Genomic DNA, 16,239 nt, shown 5'->3' on the forward strand with positions numbered 1-16,239 from the left:
ACCGGTCAATGGCGTTCCTCGGCGAACAGCTCGGAACGGGTCGCGCCGAGCAACTCACGCAGGCGGTTGAGGGAGCGCATGCTCTGGCTCTTGACGACGGCTGTGGAGACGCCCACAACCTCGGCGGTTGTCTCCACGCTCAGGTCGTCCCAGTAGCGCAGGACGATGATCGCCCGGTCCCGCAACGGCAGGGTGGCGACCGCGTCCAGCAACGTCATGCGCAGCTCGGCCGGATGTTCCTCGCTCCGCTCCGGCGGCGCCGACATCGCCAACTCGCGGCTGGAGCGACGCCGCTGCTGGTCGATCATGCAGCGCAGCAGTATCTTGCGGGCGTACGCGTGGGGGTCGTCGGCCCGACGGACCCGCCTCCAGTTGGCGTACACCTTGGCCAGCGTCGTCTGCGTGAGGTCCTGGGCGAGATGCCAGTCGCGGCACATCAGGAACGCCGCGTCGCGCAACCGGCCGGCGGCCGCCTGCGCGAACTCCACGAACTCCTCGTCAGCCATTCGACCGGGCCAGCTTCGGGAACCTCTTGGCACCGTTGCGGACGTACTCGGCCGGCAGTTTCGTCCCCCACATCGGGTTGGCGGCGATCGCGGTCGCCTCCTTCACGGAGAGGACGGGCGATGCCGGCGAGGTTCCCTTGGGGTCCCAGGCCAGACAGGTAGCGATCATGAGATCGACCTGGAGGCCAGCGCTGTGGTGCACGGTGACCCTCTGGCTCTCCAAGCAGTTGCCGGGTACTTCGGTCAGCTCCACCGTCCCCGGGACAGGATCGCCGCCGAGGCGGTCCCGGTAGATGGAGAGCCCCACCATTCCCGCTCCATCGCCTCGGTCCAGGTAGAGCTGGACGTACGGCATGCCGGAGCCTGCCCCGCGGCTCGGCAGACTTGCATAGCCGCCGGTCTTCCCCTGGGGCAGCAGCCGGGTCAGCAGTTCCAAGGCGCCCTGCGGCGTGGTGGTCAGCAGCTCGCCGTCCGGCCCCGGCCCCATCCTCACGGTGTCGATCACGGTGGTCGAGGGAGTCGGCGGGACCAGCCCTCCCTGTTCCTCGTCGGCGCCCTCCTCGAACCGGACCGGGGCGCCAGCCGAGGGCGCGGCCGGGGACGGCGAGGTGGTGTCGACCGACCCGCCCGGCAGACCCAGGTTCGGCCCCGCGGGCTGACCGGCATCATCCGCGCCGACGCCGAGCGGCCCGGCGGCCAGGCCGATCACGAGCAGCATCGCCAACGCCGATCCGCCGGCGCCGAACTGCGCCAGGCGGCGTCGGTGACGAAGTCGGCGGCCCTGCACCACCGACTGTTGGACCAGGTCACCCAGTGGCGGGGCGGGATGTTGGGCCAGTTCGTCAGTGAAACGCCCACGCACATCGCCCATGTCCCTTGTTCCTCCTCGGCCGACCGCCCGCAGTGGCGATCCGTCATTGACCTGACGGGTTGGCCAGCCGATTTGGTTACCGAGTTTTGGCGCGAACTTTCAATCACCCGCGTCCGCGGAACATGGTGTTTTCAGTACGTGTGCTGCCCCCTCCGTAGCGTCACGATCCGCAGGCCAAAGGCGTTGCTGCGGACGGTTCGAGCAGCTGAAGCTGCTGGCTGGCGCACGGTTGAGACACAACCCGTAGAGCGTCCTAGGAGGTTAGGGTGCTGGGGTTCCCCTTCATCGAACCAGTTCCATTAGGATGACCATCGATGAGGATCGCAGGTTGGAGTCGCGCCACATCAGCCGAGGCAGCAGCGCTGGCGGCGCTCTTTCAGCGCGCCGAGGCGGTCGCCCCCGTCGGCATGGAGCAGCGCGCTGAGGACGTCCGGAATCGACTGGCCACTCTCGGGCCGGACAGTGCCGGACGCACCCGAGTTGGCCGCGATGAGACCGGCAGCGTCGCCGCATACGGCGAGGTCGCCGACATGGGAACAGCGGACGACGTGCTCCGCATTCGCCTGACCAACGTGTTCCATCCCGACATCGCGGACGACGTCCGCGCAGAGCTGCACCGCTGGCTCATCGACCAGGCGAAGCAGTTACGCGACAACCGAGGATCAGCACAGGCCGTCCTCGGCATCCGGTGTGCCGAGAACGATCGGGCTGGCCGCGAGCTGCTGATCGGTGGCGGCTTCGCGCTGGTCCGGCACGAACGGGACCTCGTCCTGGCGGTGCCTGATGAGCCGCCGGCTCCCGCGCTGCCGCCCGGTCTGGTGCTGACGCCTGTCGAGGAGCGCTACGACGAACTGGCCCGGCTGGCCCACAATGAGGCCTACGCCGACAGCCCGGCAGCGGTTCGACCAGACCAGCGCACCTGGCCCCAGCACGCGACCGGACATCCGCGGTTCCTGCCCGACCTCTCCTGTCTGGTGCTCGCCGAGGCCGACCGAAGCGACAACCCGGTGGCCGGCTTCCTCTTCGCGCTCGCCGACGGCAGCACTGACACGCCGACAGCGCTTCTGCACTGTCTGGGCACCCGAGCAGCCTGGCGCCGCAGTGGCGTGGCCACGGCGATGATCTCGCGGGTCCTGCACCGTGCGCACTCAGCCGGCATCACACACCTACGACTCAAGGTCACCGACAGCAACCACCCCGCTCTGGCGCTCTACCGGAAACTGGGTTTTGTGGAGTCGGGGCAAGGGTTCGCGGTGCTGATGCGGCAGCTCACCCCCGAGGCCGACGAGCAGCCGTAGACCCGACGTTTCGTCGACTCGCGCTCAGCGCCGCGGCCACGCCGCGTCCTACCACGAGGCGCTGGGCGCACGCGAAATGTTCCGGGCGTTACGCACCACGGAACACCACCAGGCCGGCGACCGCCTGGAGCAGCGCCTTCCGCCAGTCCCACAGCGCCGTCCGCGCAGGCAACGGCGCGATGCCAGGCACCACCGCGTAACGCGCGTCGACCAGCCACGGTGCGGCAAGGCTCCAATCCTTCCGCCCTGATCCGCAACAGGCCCGAAACTACCGGTTGAAAACTCTGGAATTTTCTGCCAGCCTGAGAGCCATCGACAAGTGTGAACGTTAACAAGATCCGTTAGCACTGGAGGCGCTCCACGCGACCGTCGGGCCCACCCACCTACCAGGTGACCACGTCCACCACCGAACGAGCCCAGCGCCCGCAACCACTCCCCCACGGGCGACCGGGCATGCCTGTCACCACCCCTATATCCGCTGGCCAGGTAGCCCGAGCCGACTCGCATCCGGGCGGACGCCTGACATGAGTCCCGCCCCCGCTCGGGCGCACTCACCATCGCGGCCGCCGCCATCCGAGCGGGGCCTCCCAATGGAACAGCGACAGGAATCCCCTACCCCACCACTGGAGGATCAGCATGGTTTCCCGGACCCGTCCCCTCGGGCGCACCCGACTACGAACACTCACTCTTTCCGGAATGGCCGCGATAATTCTGGCCCTGATCGTGTCGCTGCTGCCCAACCTGGCCCAGGCCGCCGAAACGACCCTCGGTGCCGCCGCGGCCCAGTCCGGCAGGTACTTCGGTGCCGCCGTCGCCGCGAACAAGCTCGGCGACAGCGCATACACGACGATCCTGAACCGCGAGTTCAACGCCGTCACTCCCGAAAACGAAATGAAGATCGACGCGACCGAGCCGCAGCAGAACAACTTCACCTTCGGCAACGCGGACCGGATCGTGAACCACGCCATCTCCCGGGGTTGGAAGGTCCGGGGGCACACCCTGGCCTGGTACTCACAGCAGCCGGGCTGGATGCAGAGCATGGAGGGCACCGCGCTGCGCAACGCGATGCTCAACCACATCAACCGGGTGGCGGGCTACTACAAGGGCAAGATCTACTCGTGGGACGTGGTGAACGAGGCGTTCGAGGACGGCAACAGCGGCGCCCGTCGTAACTCGAACCTGCAGCGCACCGGCAACGACTGGATCGAGGCGGCGTTCCGCGCCGCCGACACGGCGGACCCGGACGCGAAGCTCTGCTACAACGACTACAACACCGACAACTGGACCTGGGCCAAGACCCAGGCCGTGTACAACATGGTGCGCGACTTCAAGTCCCGTGGCGTGCCGATCGACTGCGTCGGGTTCCAGTCGCACTTCAACGCCAACTCGCCCTACAACAGCAACTACCGCACGACGCTGTCCAGCTTCGCCGCCCTCGGCGTGGACGTGCAGATCACCGAACTGGACATCGAGGGCTCCGGCACGACGCAGGCCAACACCTACCGCAGCGTGGTCAACGACTGCCTTGCCGTGGCTCGCTGCAACGGGCTCACCGTGTGGGGTGTGCGCGACTGCGACTCGTGGCGCTCCAGCGGCACTCCGCTGCTCTTCGACTGCAACGGCAACAAGAAGGCCGCCTACACGGCCGCCCTTGAGGCGCTGAACAGCGCGGGCCCCGGGACCACCCCCACGCCCACCACGCCGGGTCCGACTCCCACCGTCCCGCCGGGCTCCGCCAGCGAGATCGTCGGCGCCCAATCTGGCAGGTGTATCGACGTACCCAACGCCTCGACCACCAACGGCACCCGGGTCCAGCTCTACGACTGCAACAAGCAGACCAACCAGGCCTGGACCTACACCTCAGGCAAACAACTACAGGTGTACGGCAGCATGTGCCTCGACGCGGCCGGCACCGGCAACGGCGCGGCAGTGCAGATCTACAGCTGCCACAGCCAGACCAACCAACAGTGGAACGTCAACTCCAACGGCACCATCAGCAACGTCCAATCCGGACGATGCCTGGACGCCTGGAGCACCGCCAACGGCGCCCAGATCCAGCTCTACGACTGCCACGGACAAACCAACCAGCAGTTCCGGCTCGCCGCCGTCGGCGGCGGCACCCAGACGCCCACGCCGACGCCCACCACGCCCCCGCCGACCGGCGACACGTGTGACCTTCCCTCGTCGTACCGCTGGTCGTCGACCGGCGCGCTGGCGCAGCCGAGGTCGGGGTGGGTGTCGCTGAAGGACTTCACCGTCGCCCCGTACAACGGCCAGCAGCTTGTCTACGCCACCACGCACGACACCGGCACCACATGGGGCTCGATGAACTTCGGTCTCTTCAGCAACTACTCGCAGATGGGCTCGGCCAGCCAGAACGCGATGAACTCGGCGACCGTCGCGCCGTCGCTGTTCTACTTCGCCCCGCGCAACATCTGGGTCCTGGCCTATCAGTGGGGCGGCACGGCCTTCTCGTACCGGACCTCGAGTGACCCGACCAACCCGAACGGGTGGTCGTCGGCCCAGACGCTGTTCACCGGCAGCATCTCCAACTCCTCGACCGGTCCGATCGACCAGGCGATCATCGGCGACGACCAGAACATGTACCTGTTCTTCGCCGGCGACAACGGTCGGATCTACCGGGCGAGCATGCCGATCGGGAACTTCCCGGGCAGCTTCGGCTCCAACTACACCACGATCATGACCGACACGACGAACAACCTGTTCGAGGCCGTTCAGGTCTACAAGCTCCAGGGCCTGAACAAGTACCTCATGATCGTCGAAGCGATCGGCGCGAACGGGCGTTACTTCCGCTCGTTCACGGCCACCAGTCTGGGTGGTTCGTGGACGCCGCAGGCCACGTCCGAGAGCAACCCGTTCGCGGGCAAGGCCAACAGCGGCGCGACCTGGACCAACGACATCAGCCACGGTGAGCTGCTGCGGACCAACGCGGACCAGACGATGACCGTCAACGCCTGCAACCTGCAACTGCTCTACCAGGGTCGTTCCCCCAGTTCCGGCGGCGACTACGGCCTCCTGCCGTACCGGCCGGGTCTGCTGACCCTGCAACGCTGACCATCGGACGACACCGGGGGCGGGTGGGCTCGGCACACGACGAGCCCACCCGCCCCCCGCTCCACCACCAGGAGGTACCGACAGTGCAAGGACCCGCGCACCACCCCCCGCCCTCGGGGAACACCCCCGCCGACCACGTGGCGCCCCGCATCCGTGGCCGGCTGGTCAAACTCGCTGCGGCCGGGATCGCCGCAGCGGTCGGCCTACTGACCGTCACCCTGGCCACCGGGTCGGCGTCGGCCGCCGACAACCCCTACCAGCGCGGCCCGGACCCCACCCGGACCAGCGTCACCGCGGTGAACGGCCCCTTCGCCAACACCTCGGTCAGCGTCCCGACCGGGTACGGCTTCAACGGCGGCCGGATCTACTACCCGACCGACACCAGCCAGGGCACCTTCGGTGCCATCGCGATCTCGCCGGGTTACACCGCGTTGTTCTCCGCCGAACTGGCCTGGATGGGCCCGTGGCTGGCGTCCCATGGCTTCGTCGTGATCGGCATCGAGACCAACAGCCGCAACGACTTCGACACGGCCCGCGGCACCCAGTTGCTCGCCGCACTGGACTACCTCACACAGCAGAGCCCCGTCCGCGACCGGGTCGACCCCAACCGGTTGGCTGTCGCCGGTCACTCGATGGGCGGCGGTGGCGCGCTGAGCGCGGCCACCCGACGCCCGTCGTTGAAGGCAGTGGTCGGCATCGCGCCCTACTCGCCGTCGTCGAACCTGGCCAACGACCGGGTGCCCACCATGATTTTCGCTGGGCAGGCGGACACGGTGGTCACCCCGTCCTACGCCACCGGCCTGTACAACAGCCTCCCGGCCACGACGGAGAGCGTCTACCTGGAGGTCGCCGGCGCGGATCATGGCTTCATGGTCGGACGGTCGAACCCGGTGATGGTCCGGACCATGCTGCCGTTCGTCAAGATGTTCATCGACAATGACGCCCGGTACAGCCAGTTCCTCTGCCCACTGCTGGACTCCAGCGGCGTGGTCACCTACCGCAGCACCTGCCCGTTGCTGCCCTCCACGCCGACCCCCACCGATCCACCGACCCCCACGGATCCGCCGACCCCCACCGATCCACCGACCGTCCCACCTGGCTCCGCCAGCGAGATCGTCGGCACGCAGTCCGGCCGGTGCATCGACGTACCCAACGCCTCGCGTAACAACGGCACCCGGGTCCAGCTCTACAACTGCAACAAGCAGACCAACCAGGCCTGGACCTACACCTCAGGCAAACAACTACAGGTGTACGGCAGCATGTGCCTCGACGCGGCCGGCACCGGCAACGGCGCGGCAGTGCAGATCTACAGCTGCCACAGCCAGACCAACCAACAGTGGAACGTCAACTCCAACGGCACCATCAGCAACGTCCAATCCGGACGATGCCTGGACGCCTGGAGCACCGCCAACGGCGCCCAGATCCAGCTCTACGACTGCCACGGACAAACCAACCAGCAGTTCCGGCTCGCCGCCCTCGCAGGTTGATCACGGCCGCCTCCGCTCGGCACCTCCTCGATGCTGTGCGGATCGACCAGCGGCAGGGCGGGATCCAGCACACCTGAAACGGGCGGGCCCGGCATCGCGCCGGGCCCGCCCGCATCACGTGGCCGGGGAGCGGCGACGCCTGGTGTCTCGGACGAGCGTCAGGGCGATGACGAGAAGGCCGAGCAGGGCGACGACGGCATTGGCGGTTGTCAGGAACACCTTCTCGCCAAGGGTGGCGTGGTGGAGGTGGGTCAGGTGGAAGAAGAAGTGGGGTATGGCGAAGGTGGAGAAGGCCGCCGCGGCGGGGATGGTGAAAGCGGCTCGAGGTGCGACAAACGCTATGCCGAGGACGACGGCCAGGCCGAGGGTAGCTCCGCCGAAGTCTCGCGCGTAGTGCTCGCTGAACGGCGGGGTGAGGGAGACGGTCGGGAAGTTGTTGTAGAAGCTTTCGGGGAAGGCCTGGTTCCAGAACCCGACAACGAGTTCGTCGAGGAAGAGGACGGCCAGGGAGGTCCGGATCAACGCGGTCAGCGCGGTGTCCCGCCCGTCTGCTGACGCTGCCTGCGGCGCGGCGGGGCTGGGTGACCGGCCGTCGTTCATCGGGCCCGCCGGGCGTCGTGCTGCGCTGCCGGGCTGGTCAGCCACTGGTCCAGGGTCTGTCTGCCGCGCGGGCCCGGGCCGCTGGGCAGCAGGCCGTGTCCGGCCATGGCTCGACCGGTCGCTCCCGGAAGTCGGACGGGCAGGTAGTAACCCCAATTCACGCCGGTCAGCGCCTCGTCCAGCCCGGAACCGCGGATCAGGTCCACGCCTGCGGAGCGGGCGAGGATGACCGGCTCGTGGCCGGCAGCCCCTACGGCGTGGACGACGAGGCGTCCGACGCCGCCGGTCCCGCCAGCTACCCCGATACGCACTGAGTCACCTCCCGGTCCGCCTTCCCCGTGACGCCGCGGGGGTGCGGCGCCCGGACCGGGCGCCGGGGTGAAAGAGAGGTCAACCGCTGTGATGTCACTGTTGGTTCTACCTCTCCGAGACTCCTCAGCTCGGCGAAAACCGCTCAGACCGCCCGAGCGGGTGGAGCCCGCAACTGTCGCTGCGGTGACCGGCGGCGGCCGGCACGTGAGTCGTCGCCGAACCTGCCGGCGCTGCTCGCACGGATGGGATCGTTACCGAGTGACGAAGTCGCTTGACCTGCATCTGGAGTTCGATCGGAGTGCGGGTTTCCCGGGTCGCTCGCTGGAGAGCGCGTTACGGGAGAGCATTCGGACAGGCCGGCTGCGGGCCGGGTCGCGCCTACCTGGGAGCCGGAGCCTGGCCGCCGACCTGGGCCTGGCCCGGGGCACTGTGGTGCAGGCGTACGCGCAACTGGTGGCGGAAGGATGGCTGCTGACGGCACCGGGCTCGGGAACCAGGGTCGCGGACGTACTCCATGATCCGCCCGACTCGCGCAGGCAACCGCGGCCGTCGCCCCCGGCCGGGCCATTGATCGAGTTGCGGCCGGGGATTCCCGACCTCGCGTCGTTCCCCCGGACGGCCTGGGCGGACAGTGTCCGCCGGGCGCTGACAACGGCTTCGCGCGGCACGCTGGACTACTCCGAGCCGACCGGGCTACCCGCATTGCGGGCGGCGGTGGCCGGATATCTCGCGCGCACTCGCGGAGTGCTCTGCGACCCGGACGCGGTGGTGATCACGGCGGGCTTCACCCAGGGCCTCTCCCTCCTGGCGCGAACGCTGCACCGGCGCGGCGTACGCGCCATCGCCACCGAGAACCCCGGTCTGGCCCATCACCGCATGGTGCTGCGCGCCGCGGGCCTGACAGTCACCCCGCTCACCGTCGGCCCCGGCGGGGCCGACCCGGACGACGCGGCGGGCCAGGCCGCGCTGCTCACCCCGGCGCACCAGCATCCGACCGGAGTCGTGCTCGCCCCACGCCACCGTTACCGGCTCATCGCATGGGCCCGGAAGCACGACGCGTTCCTGATCGAGGACGACTACGACGGCGAGTTCCGCTACGACCAGCGGCCGGTGGGCGCCATGCAGGCGCTGGCGCCCGAGCGGATCGTGTACGCCGGCAGCACGAGCAAGTCGCTGGCGCCGGGCGTCCGCCTGGGCTGGTTCGTCGTCCCCGAGCCACTGCGTCGTGAACTGACGACGACGATCGTGGAGGCCGGTGCCGCAGTCTCCGCGATCGACCAGCTCACCATGGCCGACCTGCTCACGCACGGCGACTACGACAGGCACATCCGCCGCATGCGCCTGACCTACCGGCGTCGCCGGACCGAGCTGGCCGGCCGCCTGGCCGAGGTGACCACCACTGCGCTGGAGGGCGTCGCTGCCGGCGTGCACGCGCTGCTACCGCTGGCCTCGGTGGCGGAGGAGCGCTGGCTGATCCAGGCCGGACGCCGCGAAGGGCTGCACCTGATCGGCCTGCACAGCAACGGCTACTGGCACGATCCCGCGGATGAGCGGCAGGCGGCCGCCCTGGTCCTCGGATACGCGGCGCCGCCGGCTCATGCCTGGCAGGAGGCGCTGTCCGGACTCTGCCAACTGGTCCATCAGACCCGCCGCCAACTGGTCCATCCTGTTGGTCCGGTCGGGGATACGTTCGATTCATGCAGACCATGAAGATCGGAAACAACGAGATCGTGCTGCTGGGCACGGCCATGCCGCCGGAGTTGCCGGAGGGCTCCCATGTGATGACAGCGACCATCGAACTGCCACCGGGCGACCCGGGCACGCCGCCACACCGGCACTCCGGCCCGGTCTTCGGCTACCTGCTCGAGGGCGAGATGATCTTTGAGCTGGAGGGTGAGCCCGAACGGGTGATCAAGGCCGGTGAGGCGTTCTGGGAGCCCGGCGGCGACGTCATCCACTACCGGTCCGCCAACAACCTGTCCGATCGGGTGACCAAATTCCTGGTCGTGATGGTGTGCGCGCCCGGTCAGGAAATGCTGGTGCTGGTGAGCCCCGAGGAGCTCGAACAGCGTAAGGACCGCCGCTCAACCCGGCCGAACTGACGGAGAGGCACGTCATGCGTATCGTTCTCGCCGGTTCGACGGGCGTCATCGGCCGCCGTCTCGAACCGATCCTGACCGCCCAGGGGCACGAGGTCATCGGGCTGGCTCGCAACGGCCCGGTCGCCGTCGACGTGCTCGACCGGGACACGGTGGCGGCCGCCGTCCGCGAGGCCCGGCCCGATGTGGTCATGCACCAGCTGACCAGCCTGAGCACCGGCGACTTCGCCGCCAATTCGCGGCTGCGTCGGACCGGGACCCGCAACCTGGTCGACGCGGCGCTCGCCGTCGGGGTACGCCGGATCGTGGCACAGAGCATCTCCTGGGCGTACGAGCCGGGCGCCGAGCCGGCGACCGAGGAGACCCCGCTCGACCTCAGCGCCCCAGAGCCACGCCAGACCAGTGTGGCAGGTGCCGCGGCGCTCGAATCCGCCGTCCAGGAGGCGCCCGAGTGGGTCGTGCTGAGATACGGCACCCTCTACGGTCCGAGCACCTGGTACGCCCGCGACGGTCTGATGGCCCAGTTCGCCGCCGCCGGCAAGGTCCCCGCCGACGCGGACGTGAGTAGCCTGCTGCACGTCGACGACGCCGTCGCCGCCGCGGTCGCGGCTCTGGAGTGGCCCGTCGGCGTCGTCAACGTCTGCGACGACGAGCCAGCCGCCGCCGCGCAGTGGGTGCCCGCGTTCTGCGCGGCCGCCGACGTGCCAGCGCCAGCGGTGACCGGGGGCGAGCGGCACGGCTGGGCGCGGGGAGCGAACAACAACCACGCCCGCACGCACCTTGGCTGGACCCCGGCCTATCCGTCCTGGCGGCAGGGATTCGCCACGGTGTGAGCCGTCCGCACATCTTGATCCTGTAGAGGCAACGGAGACGAAGAGTTATGTCGGATCACTCCAAACTGGCCGCGCTGAGCGACGACCATGCCCGCTTCGGGCTGGAGCGCGATGTCGTACGCGAATGGGAGGACGGCGCCCGCACCGACAATCGCGCCGGGTCGTACGAGTGGTGGTACTTCGACGCCCACCTCGACGACGGCGCGAAGGTGGTAGTGGTGTTCATGAACAAGGACCTCGGCGCGGCGGGAAGCCCGCTGTCGCCGCAACTCCGGGTCAACCTGGAACTGCCGGACGGGACGATGTCCAACAACACGATCGCGATCCCCGCGGCCGAGTGGTCGGCGGCGAGCGGGCGTACTGACGTCCGGATGGGGCCGGGCAACCGCTTCCAGGGCGAGAACCTGCGCGAGTACCGGATCCAGGCGACCGCCGGAGGGCTGCGGGTCGACTTCACGCTGACGACCGACGTCCCGGCCTGGCGTCCGGCCACCGGGCACATGCTGTTCGGCCCGGAGCGCGACCTCCAGTTCAACTGGCTGCCCTCGGTGCCCCAAGGAACAGTGCGGGGTTCGTACACGATCGACGGGGCGCGGCATGAGACGACCGGCGTCGGCTACCACGACCACAACTGGGGCAACGTCGGGCTGCCGAAAATCCTCAATGACTGGTACTGGGGGCGGGGGCAGGCCGGGCCGTACACGGTCATCGCGTCGTTCATCACCGCTGCCGAGAAGTACGGCTTCGCCGAGATCCCCATCTTCATGCTGGCCCGCGCCGGCCGGATCATCGGCGACGATCCAGCGAAAATGACGTTCGAGCGGGACGGGGTCTACACCGACGCGAAGACCGGCAAGCCGGTCGCGGGGATCGTCCGCTACACGTACGTGGACGACGACGACACGTACGTGGTGACCTTCGACCGCAAGCGCGACCTGGTCCGCAACCCCCTCACCAGGGACCTGCCCTGGTTGAAGCGGGCAGCGGCCCGGTTGATCCGGTTCGACGGCGCCTACCTCCGCTTCGCCGGCCTGCTCACGATCGAGCACCACAAGGGCGGACACCTGGTTGAGGAGTTCACCGAGGACGCGATCTGGGAGCTCATGTACTTCGGGCGCGCCCGCGTCACCGCCGCGGATCCGTCAGTGCCCGGTCGCCGGGTCGCCCGGAAGCGGTAGTGGGTCCACCGGCTGGCGGAGGCGCTCGATCAACTCTTGGGCCGCCTCGGCGTACCGCTGCTCCGATCCGCGGGGCCGGTGTCCCTGGATCGGCGGCGGGACGCTGTCGCCAGGTAGCGGCACCACGTCGGCGGGATCCCGTAACCGGCGGTCCACCGTTGCCGCCGTCCTACCGACGGTTACCGACGTGGTCGCCCGGTGGGCGGTGAATATCCAGCCGCCGATCGAGTCGGTGTCGCGCCACAGATTCACCCACCGCCAGTCCACGCGAGCGCCGATCTCGTGCAGCACCTCGTCGTCGACGAAGGCGGGGAACAGTCGCGCGTAGAGTCGGCTCAGTGGTGACCCATGGGTGAGCAGAGCGACTCGACTACTGACCTGGGGCGGTAACTGGAGCACTGTCGCGGCGGCCAGGACCGAGCCGTGGCTGTGTGCGGTGAGCAGCACGAGGTTGCCGCGTCCGACCAGGTACGTGATTCGTCGGGTCAACTCCGGCACGGCTCGTTCGGCGTAGCAGGGTGGCGCGAACGGGTGGGCGGCCCGGGGCCAGAACGTGCCCAGGTCCCACAGGACACCAACGTGGCGCCTGAATTCGACTGTCCGGTAGGCGAAGATTCCACCGATGGTCAGGCCGAGGATGATCGCGGCGATCCCCCAACTGCCGAACGCGATGGAGAAGGTGATCAGGTCGCCGGGCACCCGTGCGTACCGCTGCACGGACTCGCTCGGCAGCAAGTCCAGCAGACCGAGGGTGGTGGTGGCCGTGCCGATCCCGGCCAGGCAGGCGTAGACCACCGCCAACGGAACCAGTCTCTCGGTGAAGCGGGCCCTGGCTATCGCCTTCTGCACCTGCCGCAGTCGGGTCGCGGCTGCGGGCGGGCGGTCCGGGTAGTCGCAGGCGACAATCGCCGCAGCGGCACGAAGTCGACGGCGTCGCGAGATGAGGACGACCGGAACCGCAACCACCAGCGTGAACAGCACTGTCCGGAGAAAGCCGAAGATCGCCCAGGTGAACGCCGGCGGCAGACCGGAGGCCAGGCCCTCTCCGGTCGGCGCATCACGGTCCAGGAAATCCGCCACCCGGTAGACCAACTCTGCGGACACCGCCACCGCCAGACTCACCGCGCTGGCCGCCATCACCAGGGCCCCAAGCCCGAGCAGCGGGATGGCGTCGCGCCGCCGAACCCGGCGCCAGAGCAGCACAGCGCCGAGGGCGGCCAGCAGGGCCGTCTGGGCAACGAACAGCGAGGTGAGAATTGCGCCGTAGCCGGGTAGCCCGCCCCCCTCGTGCCACGGCGCTGGGCTGACGAGGACGTGGGCCGTCACCACGATGGTCAGGGCCACGGCTACCGTCCGCACCGTGCGCGTGATTCGGTCCAGTCGCCGATCCGAGGCGGCCCGGTCGAGCAGCGCAGGCATGCAGAGCAGGACCAGGCAACTGGCCAGCACCGTCCCGGTGGCCACGGCCAACCCGATCGTGCTGGCCGAGGCGCCGTTCGCGGCTCGGGCGGCGAGCAGAGCGACGTCCAGTGTCGCGAACGCCGCCGCGACGTGAACCGAGCGCAGCCGACCCACCAGCGGCCCCGCGTCCCATTGACCGATCCCGCCGAGTCGATGCTCGGAGACCTCGTCCGCGGGAGCACGGAACGCGTCGAACATCCTTCCCGGCCGGGTGCCGGCCCGCCAGAGCACGCCGATAGCGGCGGCCGGAACCACAGCGAGGACCGCGAGGCGCAGGCCCACGGGTTGCCCACCCAACCAGGACATCCAGGTGCGCCCGGCCAGGCATCGTGGCGAGCCCATGCACTTCCACGCGATCACGTCCAGCGTGACGCCGACGAAGGCAAGCACATACAGCGCGGTGAGGGTGAGCGCCAGCAACCGGCACAGGGACCTGACCATCGCGTCGGAGCCAGGGCTCGCCGGTCGCATCCAGATCGCCAGGTTGGCCAGCATGAACGGCAGGAGGAACACCAACGTCAGTGTTCGGACCACGCTTCCGGCGGGCAGGTCACCCCAGCGGTACGCCTCCGTCACCCGTTCGCCGTTGCCGCACGAACATGGGCGGTGGGGTCGGTAGAAGCCCCCACTGCGGTCGCCCGCGACCTGCTCGACCTGCGCCACGTTCAACACCTGGGCGGCGCTCGCGCTGGCGGCCCCGTGTACCCGCAGCTCCACCACGTCATCGGACATCCCGGGCCCGCTTGACCGCGCTGACGCACCCGACATCGGCCCCTCCGAAGCGCCTTCGGTGGCCCAGCCGGGTGAACCCAGTCCCCGCGCCACTCGCGGCGGTGTACCCCGCCCGACCGGGACCAACCGTGGGCCCGCCATCACGGTTGGCTCAGCGTTCGCAGGTCCTCGGGCCGTACGAAATTCCCGTGTCGATGTGGTGGGCGGTGGCTAGCGTACGCGGATGAGCATTGTCCCGAGGACCGGACTGCGGCTGCGGTTCCTCAGCGATCCGGGTGAGTTCCTGGCCACTGCGGGCGGCTACCTGGGCGCCGATCCGGTCGTCAGCACGGTCGTGACCACCATCGCGCACCGGCTGTTGTCACAGCGGGCCGAGGGGATCCCGCAGCCCGACCGCAACTGGTGGCTGGTGGTCAGCGACGACTCCGGCACCGTTGTCGGTGCCGGGATGCGCTCGGCGCCGCATCCCCCCTATCCTCCATTCCTGCTGCCCATGCCCGACGAGGCGGCCGTTGCGCTGGCCCACGCGTTGCACGATCGCGGGGAGGAGGTCCTCGCGGTCAACGGGGCCCTGCCCACGGTCCACCTGTGCGCCACCGCGCTGGCCCGGCTCGGTGGGGGTGAGGTCCAGGTCTCCCGGCACACACGGCTGCACGCGCTCGGCGAGCTGACATGGCCGCCGCCGGTGCCTGGCGGCTTGGTGGCCGCGACCGAGAACGACGCGGGACTGGTCACGGAGTGGCTCGCCGCGTTCATCGGCGACGCCGACGAACAGGCGGGCCGCCCACGCGGTACGAGTGCGCACGAAGCGCTCGACCACGCTGAGGTGCTGCGTCGGCTCCACGCCGGACGGCTGTGGTTCTGGGTCGACGAGACCGGAGAGCCGGTGCACCTCACCGGTGCCAACCCACCGTCGTTCGGGGTGGCCCGCGTGGGCCCGGTGTACACACCGCCGGCCCAGCGGGGGCGCGGTTGGGCCAGCAACGCGGTGGCGGAGGTTTCCCGCCGAATCCAGGCCGAGGGTGCGCGGGTCTGCCTGTTCACCGACCAGGCCAACCCGACGTCGAACAAGATCTACGCCGCCCTCGGCTACCGGCCGGTCGTCGACATGGCCAACCTGGTCATCGTGTGATGAGCAGGTGGGGGAACGGCTCCACCGATCAGGTCGTGGTCTGCTCGCGCAGTGCCCTGGTCGAGCTGGCGGCGGTGTTACCGGCAGCGGGCAGGTTCGTCGTCGCCCGGCTCGACGGAACGAGGATGACGGATGCGGACCACGCCTTCTACGAGTTCTCCGACGCGCTGTTCTTTCCGGGCTACTTCGGCTGGAACTGGGCCGCGCTGTCCGACTGTCTCAGCGATCTGAACTGGTTGCCCGCGGACGGGTATCTCATCGTTGTCGAGAACGCGCCCCGGGTGCTGTCGAGCAGTGCCGAGGATCGGCACACGCTGTTCCAGATCCTGGTGCAGGCCGTTCATCACTGGGCCAGCCCGTTCGGCCAGCCAGAGTTCGCGGTGCTGCTGCTCTGTGACAGCGACAACGAGGCGACTCTGTTGCGGCAGGAGATCGCCCGTGCGGTCCACAAGATGCGGTGAGATCGTCGATACACGCGACGTCGCCCGTCATCCGCTCATCGAACGCGCGGACGACGGTACGCCTCACCGAGACGGGTTCGCTGATCACCATCAGATCGAACCGTCCGGCCCGCTTCGGCGTCGACAGCGAAGGTCACCAACCGCGCGTCGGACCTCTCCGTAAACAGCCGGAACTGATGGTCGGCGACGGTGGA

Annotated in this window: 14 protein-coding genes; 9 read left to right on the forward strand and 5 right to left on the reverse strand. The window is 69.1% G+C overall.

All coding sequences use genetic code 11. From position 1 onward, the window contains the following. Nucleotides 1-5: 5 nt before the first annotated feature. Both MED01_RS08655 and MED01_RS08660 read right to left on the reverse strand, forming a co-directional pair. On the reverse strand, nt 6-506 hold the full coding sequence (locus MED01_RS08655; protein WP_238667983.1) for a SigE family RNA polymerase sigma factor: 501 nt from the start codon (nt 504-506) through the stop codon (nt 6-8). After that, the gene (locus MED01_RS08660; protein ID WP_238667984.1) at nt 499-1,377 is read right to left on the reverse strand and encodes a hypothetical protein; all 879 of its coding nucleotides are present in this window, start codon (nt 1,375-1,377) and stop codon (nt 499-501) included. The genes MED01_RS08655 and MED01_RS08660 overlap by 8 nt, the downstream gene beginning before the upstream one ends. A 314-nt stretch (nt 1,378-1,691) precedes the next feature. Here MED01_RS08660 and MED01_RS08665 point away from each other — a divergent pair, with 314 nt between their 5' ends. The 3 genes from MED01_RS08665 (at nt 1,692) to MED01_RS08675 (ending at nt 7,237) form a co-directional block, all read left to right on the forward strand. Then, nucleotides 1,692-2,675 carry a GNAT family N-acetyltransferase gene (locus MED01_RS08665; RefSeq protein ID WP_238667985.1) on the forward strand — a complete coding sequence of 328 codons (984 nt, stop codon included), beginning with the start codon at nt 1,692-1,694 and terminating at the stop codon, nt 2,673-2,675. A 696-nt stretch (nt 2,676-3,371) separates the two neighbouring features. Continuing rightward, a complete protein-coding gene (locus MED01_RS08670) occupies nt 3,372-5,750 on the forward strand; it encodes a non-reducing end alpha-L-arabinofuranosidase family hydrolase (protein ID WP_238667986.1) in 2,379 nt (792 codons plus the stop codon). 83 nt (nt 5,751-5,833) lie between these two features. After that, nucleotides 5,834-7,237 (forward strand): poly(ethylene terephthalate) hydrolase family protein, encoded by a 1,404-nt coding sequence (locus MED01_RS08675; protein WP_238667987.1) that lies wholly within the window; start codon nt 5,834-5,836, stop codon nt 7,235-7,237. A 114-nt stretch (nt 7,238-7,351) separates the two neighbouring features. Here the strand turns inward: MED01_RS08675 and MED01_RS08680 are convergent, their stop codons facing one another. Together MED01_RS08680 and MED01_RS08685 are read right to left on the reverse strand one after the other, a co-directional pair. Then, complete coding sequence (locus MED01_RS08680; protein ID WP_238667988.1) at nt 7,352-7,882, reverse strand: hypothetical protein; 531 nt, start codon at nt 7,880-7,882, stop codon at nt 7,352-7,354. Continuing rightward, complete coding sequence (locus tag MED01_RS08685; RefSeq protein WP_238667989.1) at nt 7,834-8,148, reverse strand: hypothetical protein; 315 nt, start codon at nt 8,146-8,148, stop codon at nt 7,834-7,836. Before MED01_RS08685 ends, MED01_RS08680 begins: the two co-directional genes overlap by 49 nt. 259 nt (nt 8,149-8,407) lie before the next feature. Between MED01_RS08685 and pdxR the strand changes: the two genes are divergently transcribed. The 4 genes from pdxR to MED01_RS08705 are packed head-to-tail and all read left to right on the forward strand — an operon-like array spanning nt 8,408 to nt 12,259. Then, the gene (gene pdxR / locus MED01_RS08690) at nt 8,408-9,859 is read left to right on the forward strand and encodes a MocR-like pyridoxine biosynthesis transcription factor PdxR (RefSeq protein WP_238667990.1); all 1,452 of its coding nucleotides are present in this window, start codon (nt 8,408-8,410) and stop codon (nt 9,857-9,859) included. After that, nucleotides 9,847-10,251 (forward strand): cupin domain-containing protein, encoded by a 405-nt coding sequence (locus MED01_RS08695; protein ID WP_238667991.1) that lies wholly within the window; start codon nt 9,847-9,849, stop codon nt 10,249-10,251. Before pdxR ends, MED01_RS08695 begins: the two co-directional genes overlap by 13 nt. A 14-nt stretch (nt 10,252-10,265) precedes the next feature. After that, nucleotides 10,266-11,081 (forward strand): NAD-dependent epimerase/dehydratase family protein, encoded by an 816-nt coding sequence (locus tag MED01_RS08700; RefSeq protein WP_238667992.1) that lies wholly within the window; start codon nt 10,266-10,268, stop codon nt 11,079-11,081. Nucleotides 11,082-11,128: 47 nt separating this feature from the next. Then, the gene (locus MED01_RS08705) at nt 11,129-12,259 is read left to right on the forward strand and encodes a lipocalin-like domain-containing protein (protein WP_238667993.1); all 1,131 of its coding nucleotides are present in this window, start codon (nt 11,129-11,131) and stop codon (nt 12,257-12,259) included. On the opposite strand, the gene MED01_RS08710 is transcribed toward MED01_RS08705, so the two are convergent. Beyond that, the gene (locus tag MED01_RS08710) at nt 12,224-14,452 is read right to left on the reverse strand and encodes a hypothetical protein (RefSeq protein ID WP_238667994.1); all 2,229 of its coding nucleotides are present in this window, start codon (nt 14,450-14,452) and stop codon (nt 12,224-12,226) included. The two genes, MED01_RS08705 and MED01_RS08710, sit on opposite strands and share 36 nt — an antisense overlap. A 223-nt stretch (nt 14,453-14,675) precedes the next feature. On the opposite strand from MED01_RS08710, the gene MED01_RS08715 reads away from it, so the two are divergent. Together MED01_RS08715 and MED01_RS08720 are read left to right on the forward strand one after the other, a co-directional pair. Then, nucleotides 14,676-15,584, forward strand: a complete 909-nt coding sequence (locus MED01_RS08715) for a GNAT family N-acetyltransferase (RefSeq protein ID WP_238667995.1) — start codon at nt 14,676-14,678, stop codon at nt 15,582-15,584. Beyond that, a complete protein-coding gene (locus MED01_RS08720) occupies nt 15,584-16,045 on the forward strand; it encodes a barstar family protein (protein ID WP_238667996.1) in 462 nt (153 codons plus the stop codon). Before MED01_RS08715 ends, MED01_RS08720 begins: the two co-directional genes overlap by 1 nt. Nucleotides 16,046-16,239 lie beyond the last annotated feature (194 nt).

It is taken from the genome of Micromonospora alfalfae (assembly GCF_022230925.1).
GTDB classification, from domain to species: Bacteria; Actinomycetota; Actinomycetes; order Mycobacteriales; family Micromonosporaceae; genus Micromonospora; species Micromonospora alfalfae.

Bases quoted from the DNA above. Each gene is read 5' to 3' on its own strand.
- MED01_RS08655 (WP_238667983.1), bottom strand. From the start codon at position 506: ATGGCTGACGAGGAGTTCGTGGAGTTCGCGCAGGCGGCCGCCGGCCGG.
- MED01_RS08660 (WP_238667984.1), bottom strand. From the start codon at position 1,377: ATGGGCGATGTGCGTGGGCGTTTCACTGACGAACTGGCCCAACATCCC.
- MED01_RS08665 (WP_238667985.1), top strand. From the start codon at position 1,692: ATGAGGATCGCAGGTTGGAGTCGCGCCACATCAGCCGAGGCAGCAGCG.
- MED01_RS08670 (WP_238667986.1), top strand. From the start codon at position 3,372: ATGGCCGCGATAATTCTGGCCCTGATCGTGTCGCTGCTGCCCAACCTG.
- MED01_RS08695 (WP_238667991.1), top strand. From the start codon at position 9,847: ATGCAGACCATGAAGATCGGAAACAACGAGATCGTGCTGCTGGGCACG.
- MED01_RS08700 (WP_238667992.1), top strand. From the start codon at position 10,266: ATGCGTATCGTTCTCGCCGGTTCGACGGGCGTCATCGGCCGCCGTCTC.
- MED01_RS08705 (WP_238667993.1), top strand. From the start codon at position 11,129: ATGTCGGATCACTCCAAACTGGCCGCGCTGAGCGACGACCATGCCCGC.
- MED01_RS08710 (WP_238667994.1), bottom strand. From the start codon at position 14,452: ATGTCCGATGACGTGGTGGAGCTGCGGGTACACGGGGCCGCCAGCGCG.
- MED01_RS08715 (WP_238667995.1), top strand. From the start codon at position 14,676: ATGAGCATTGTCCCGAGGACCGGACTGCGGCTGCGGTTCCTCAGCGAT.
- MED01_RS08720 (WP_238667996.1), top strand. From the start codon at position 15,584: ATGAGCAGGTGGGGGAACGGCTCCACCGATCAGGTCGTGGTCTGCTCG.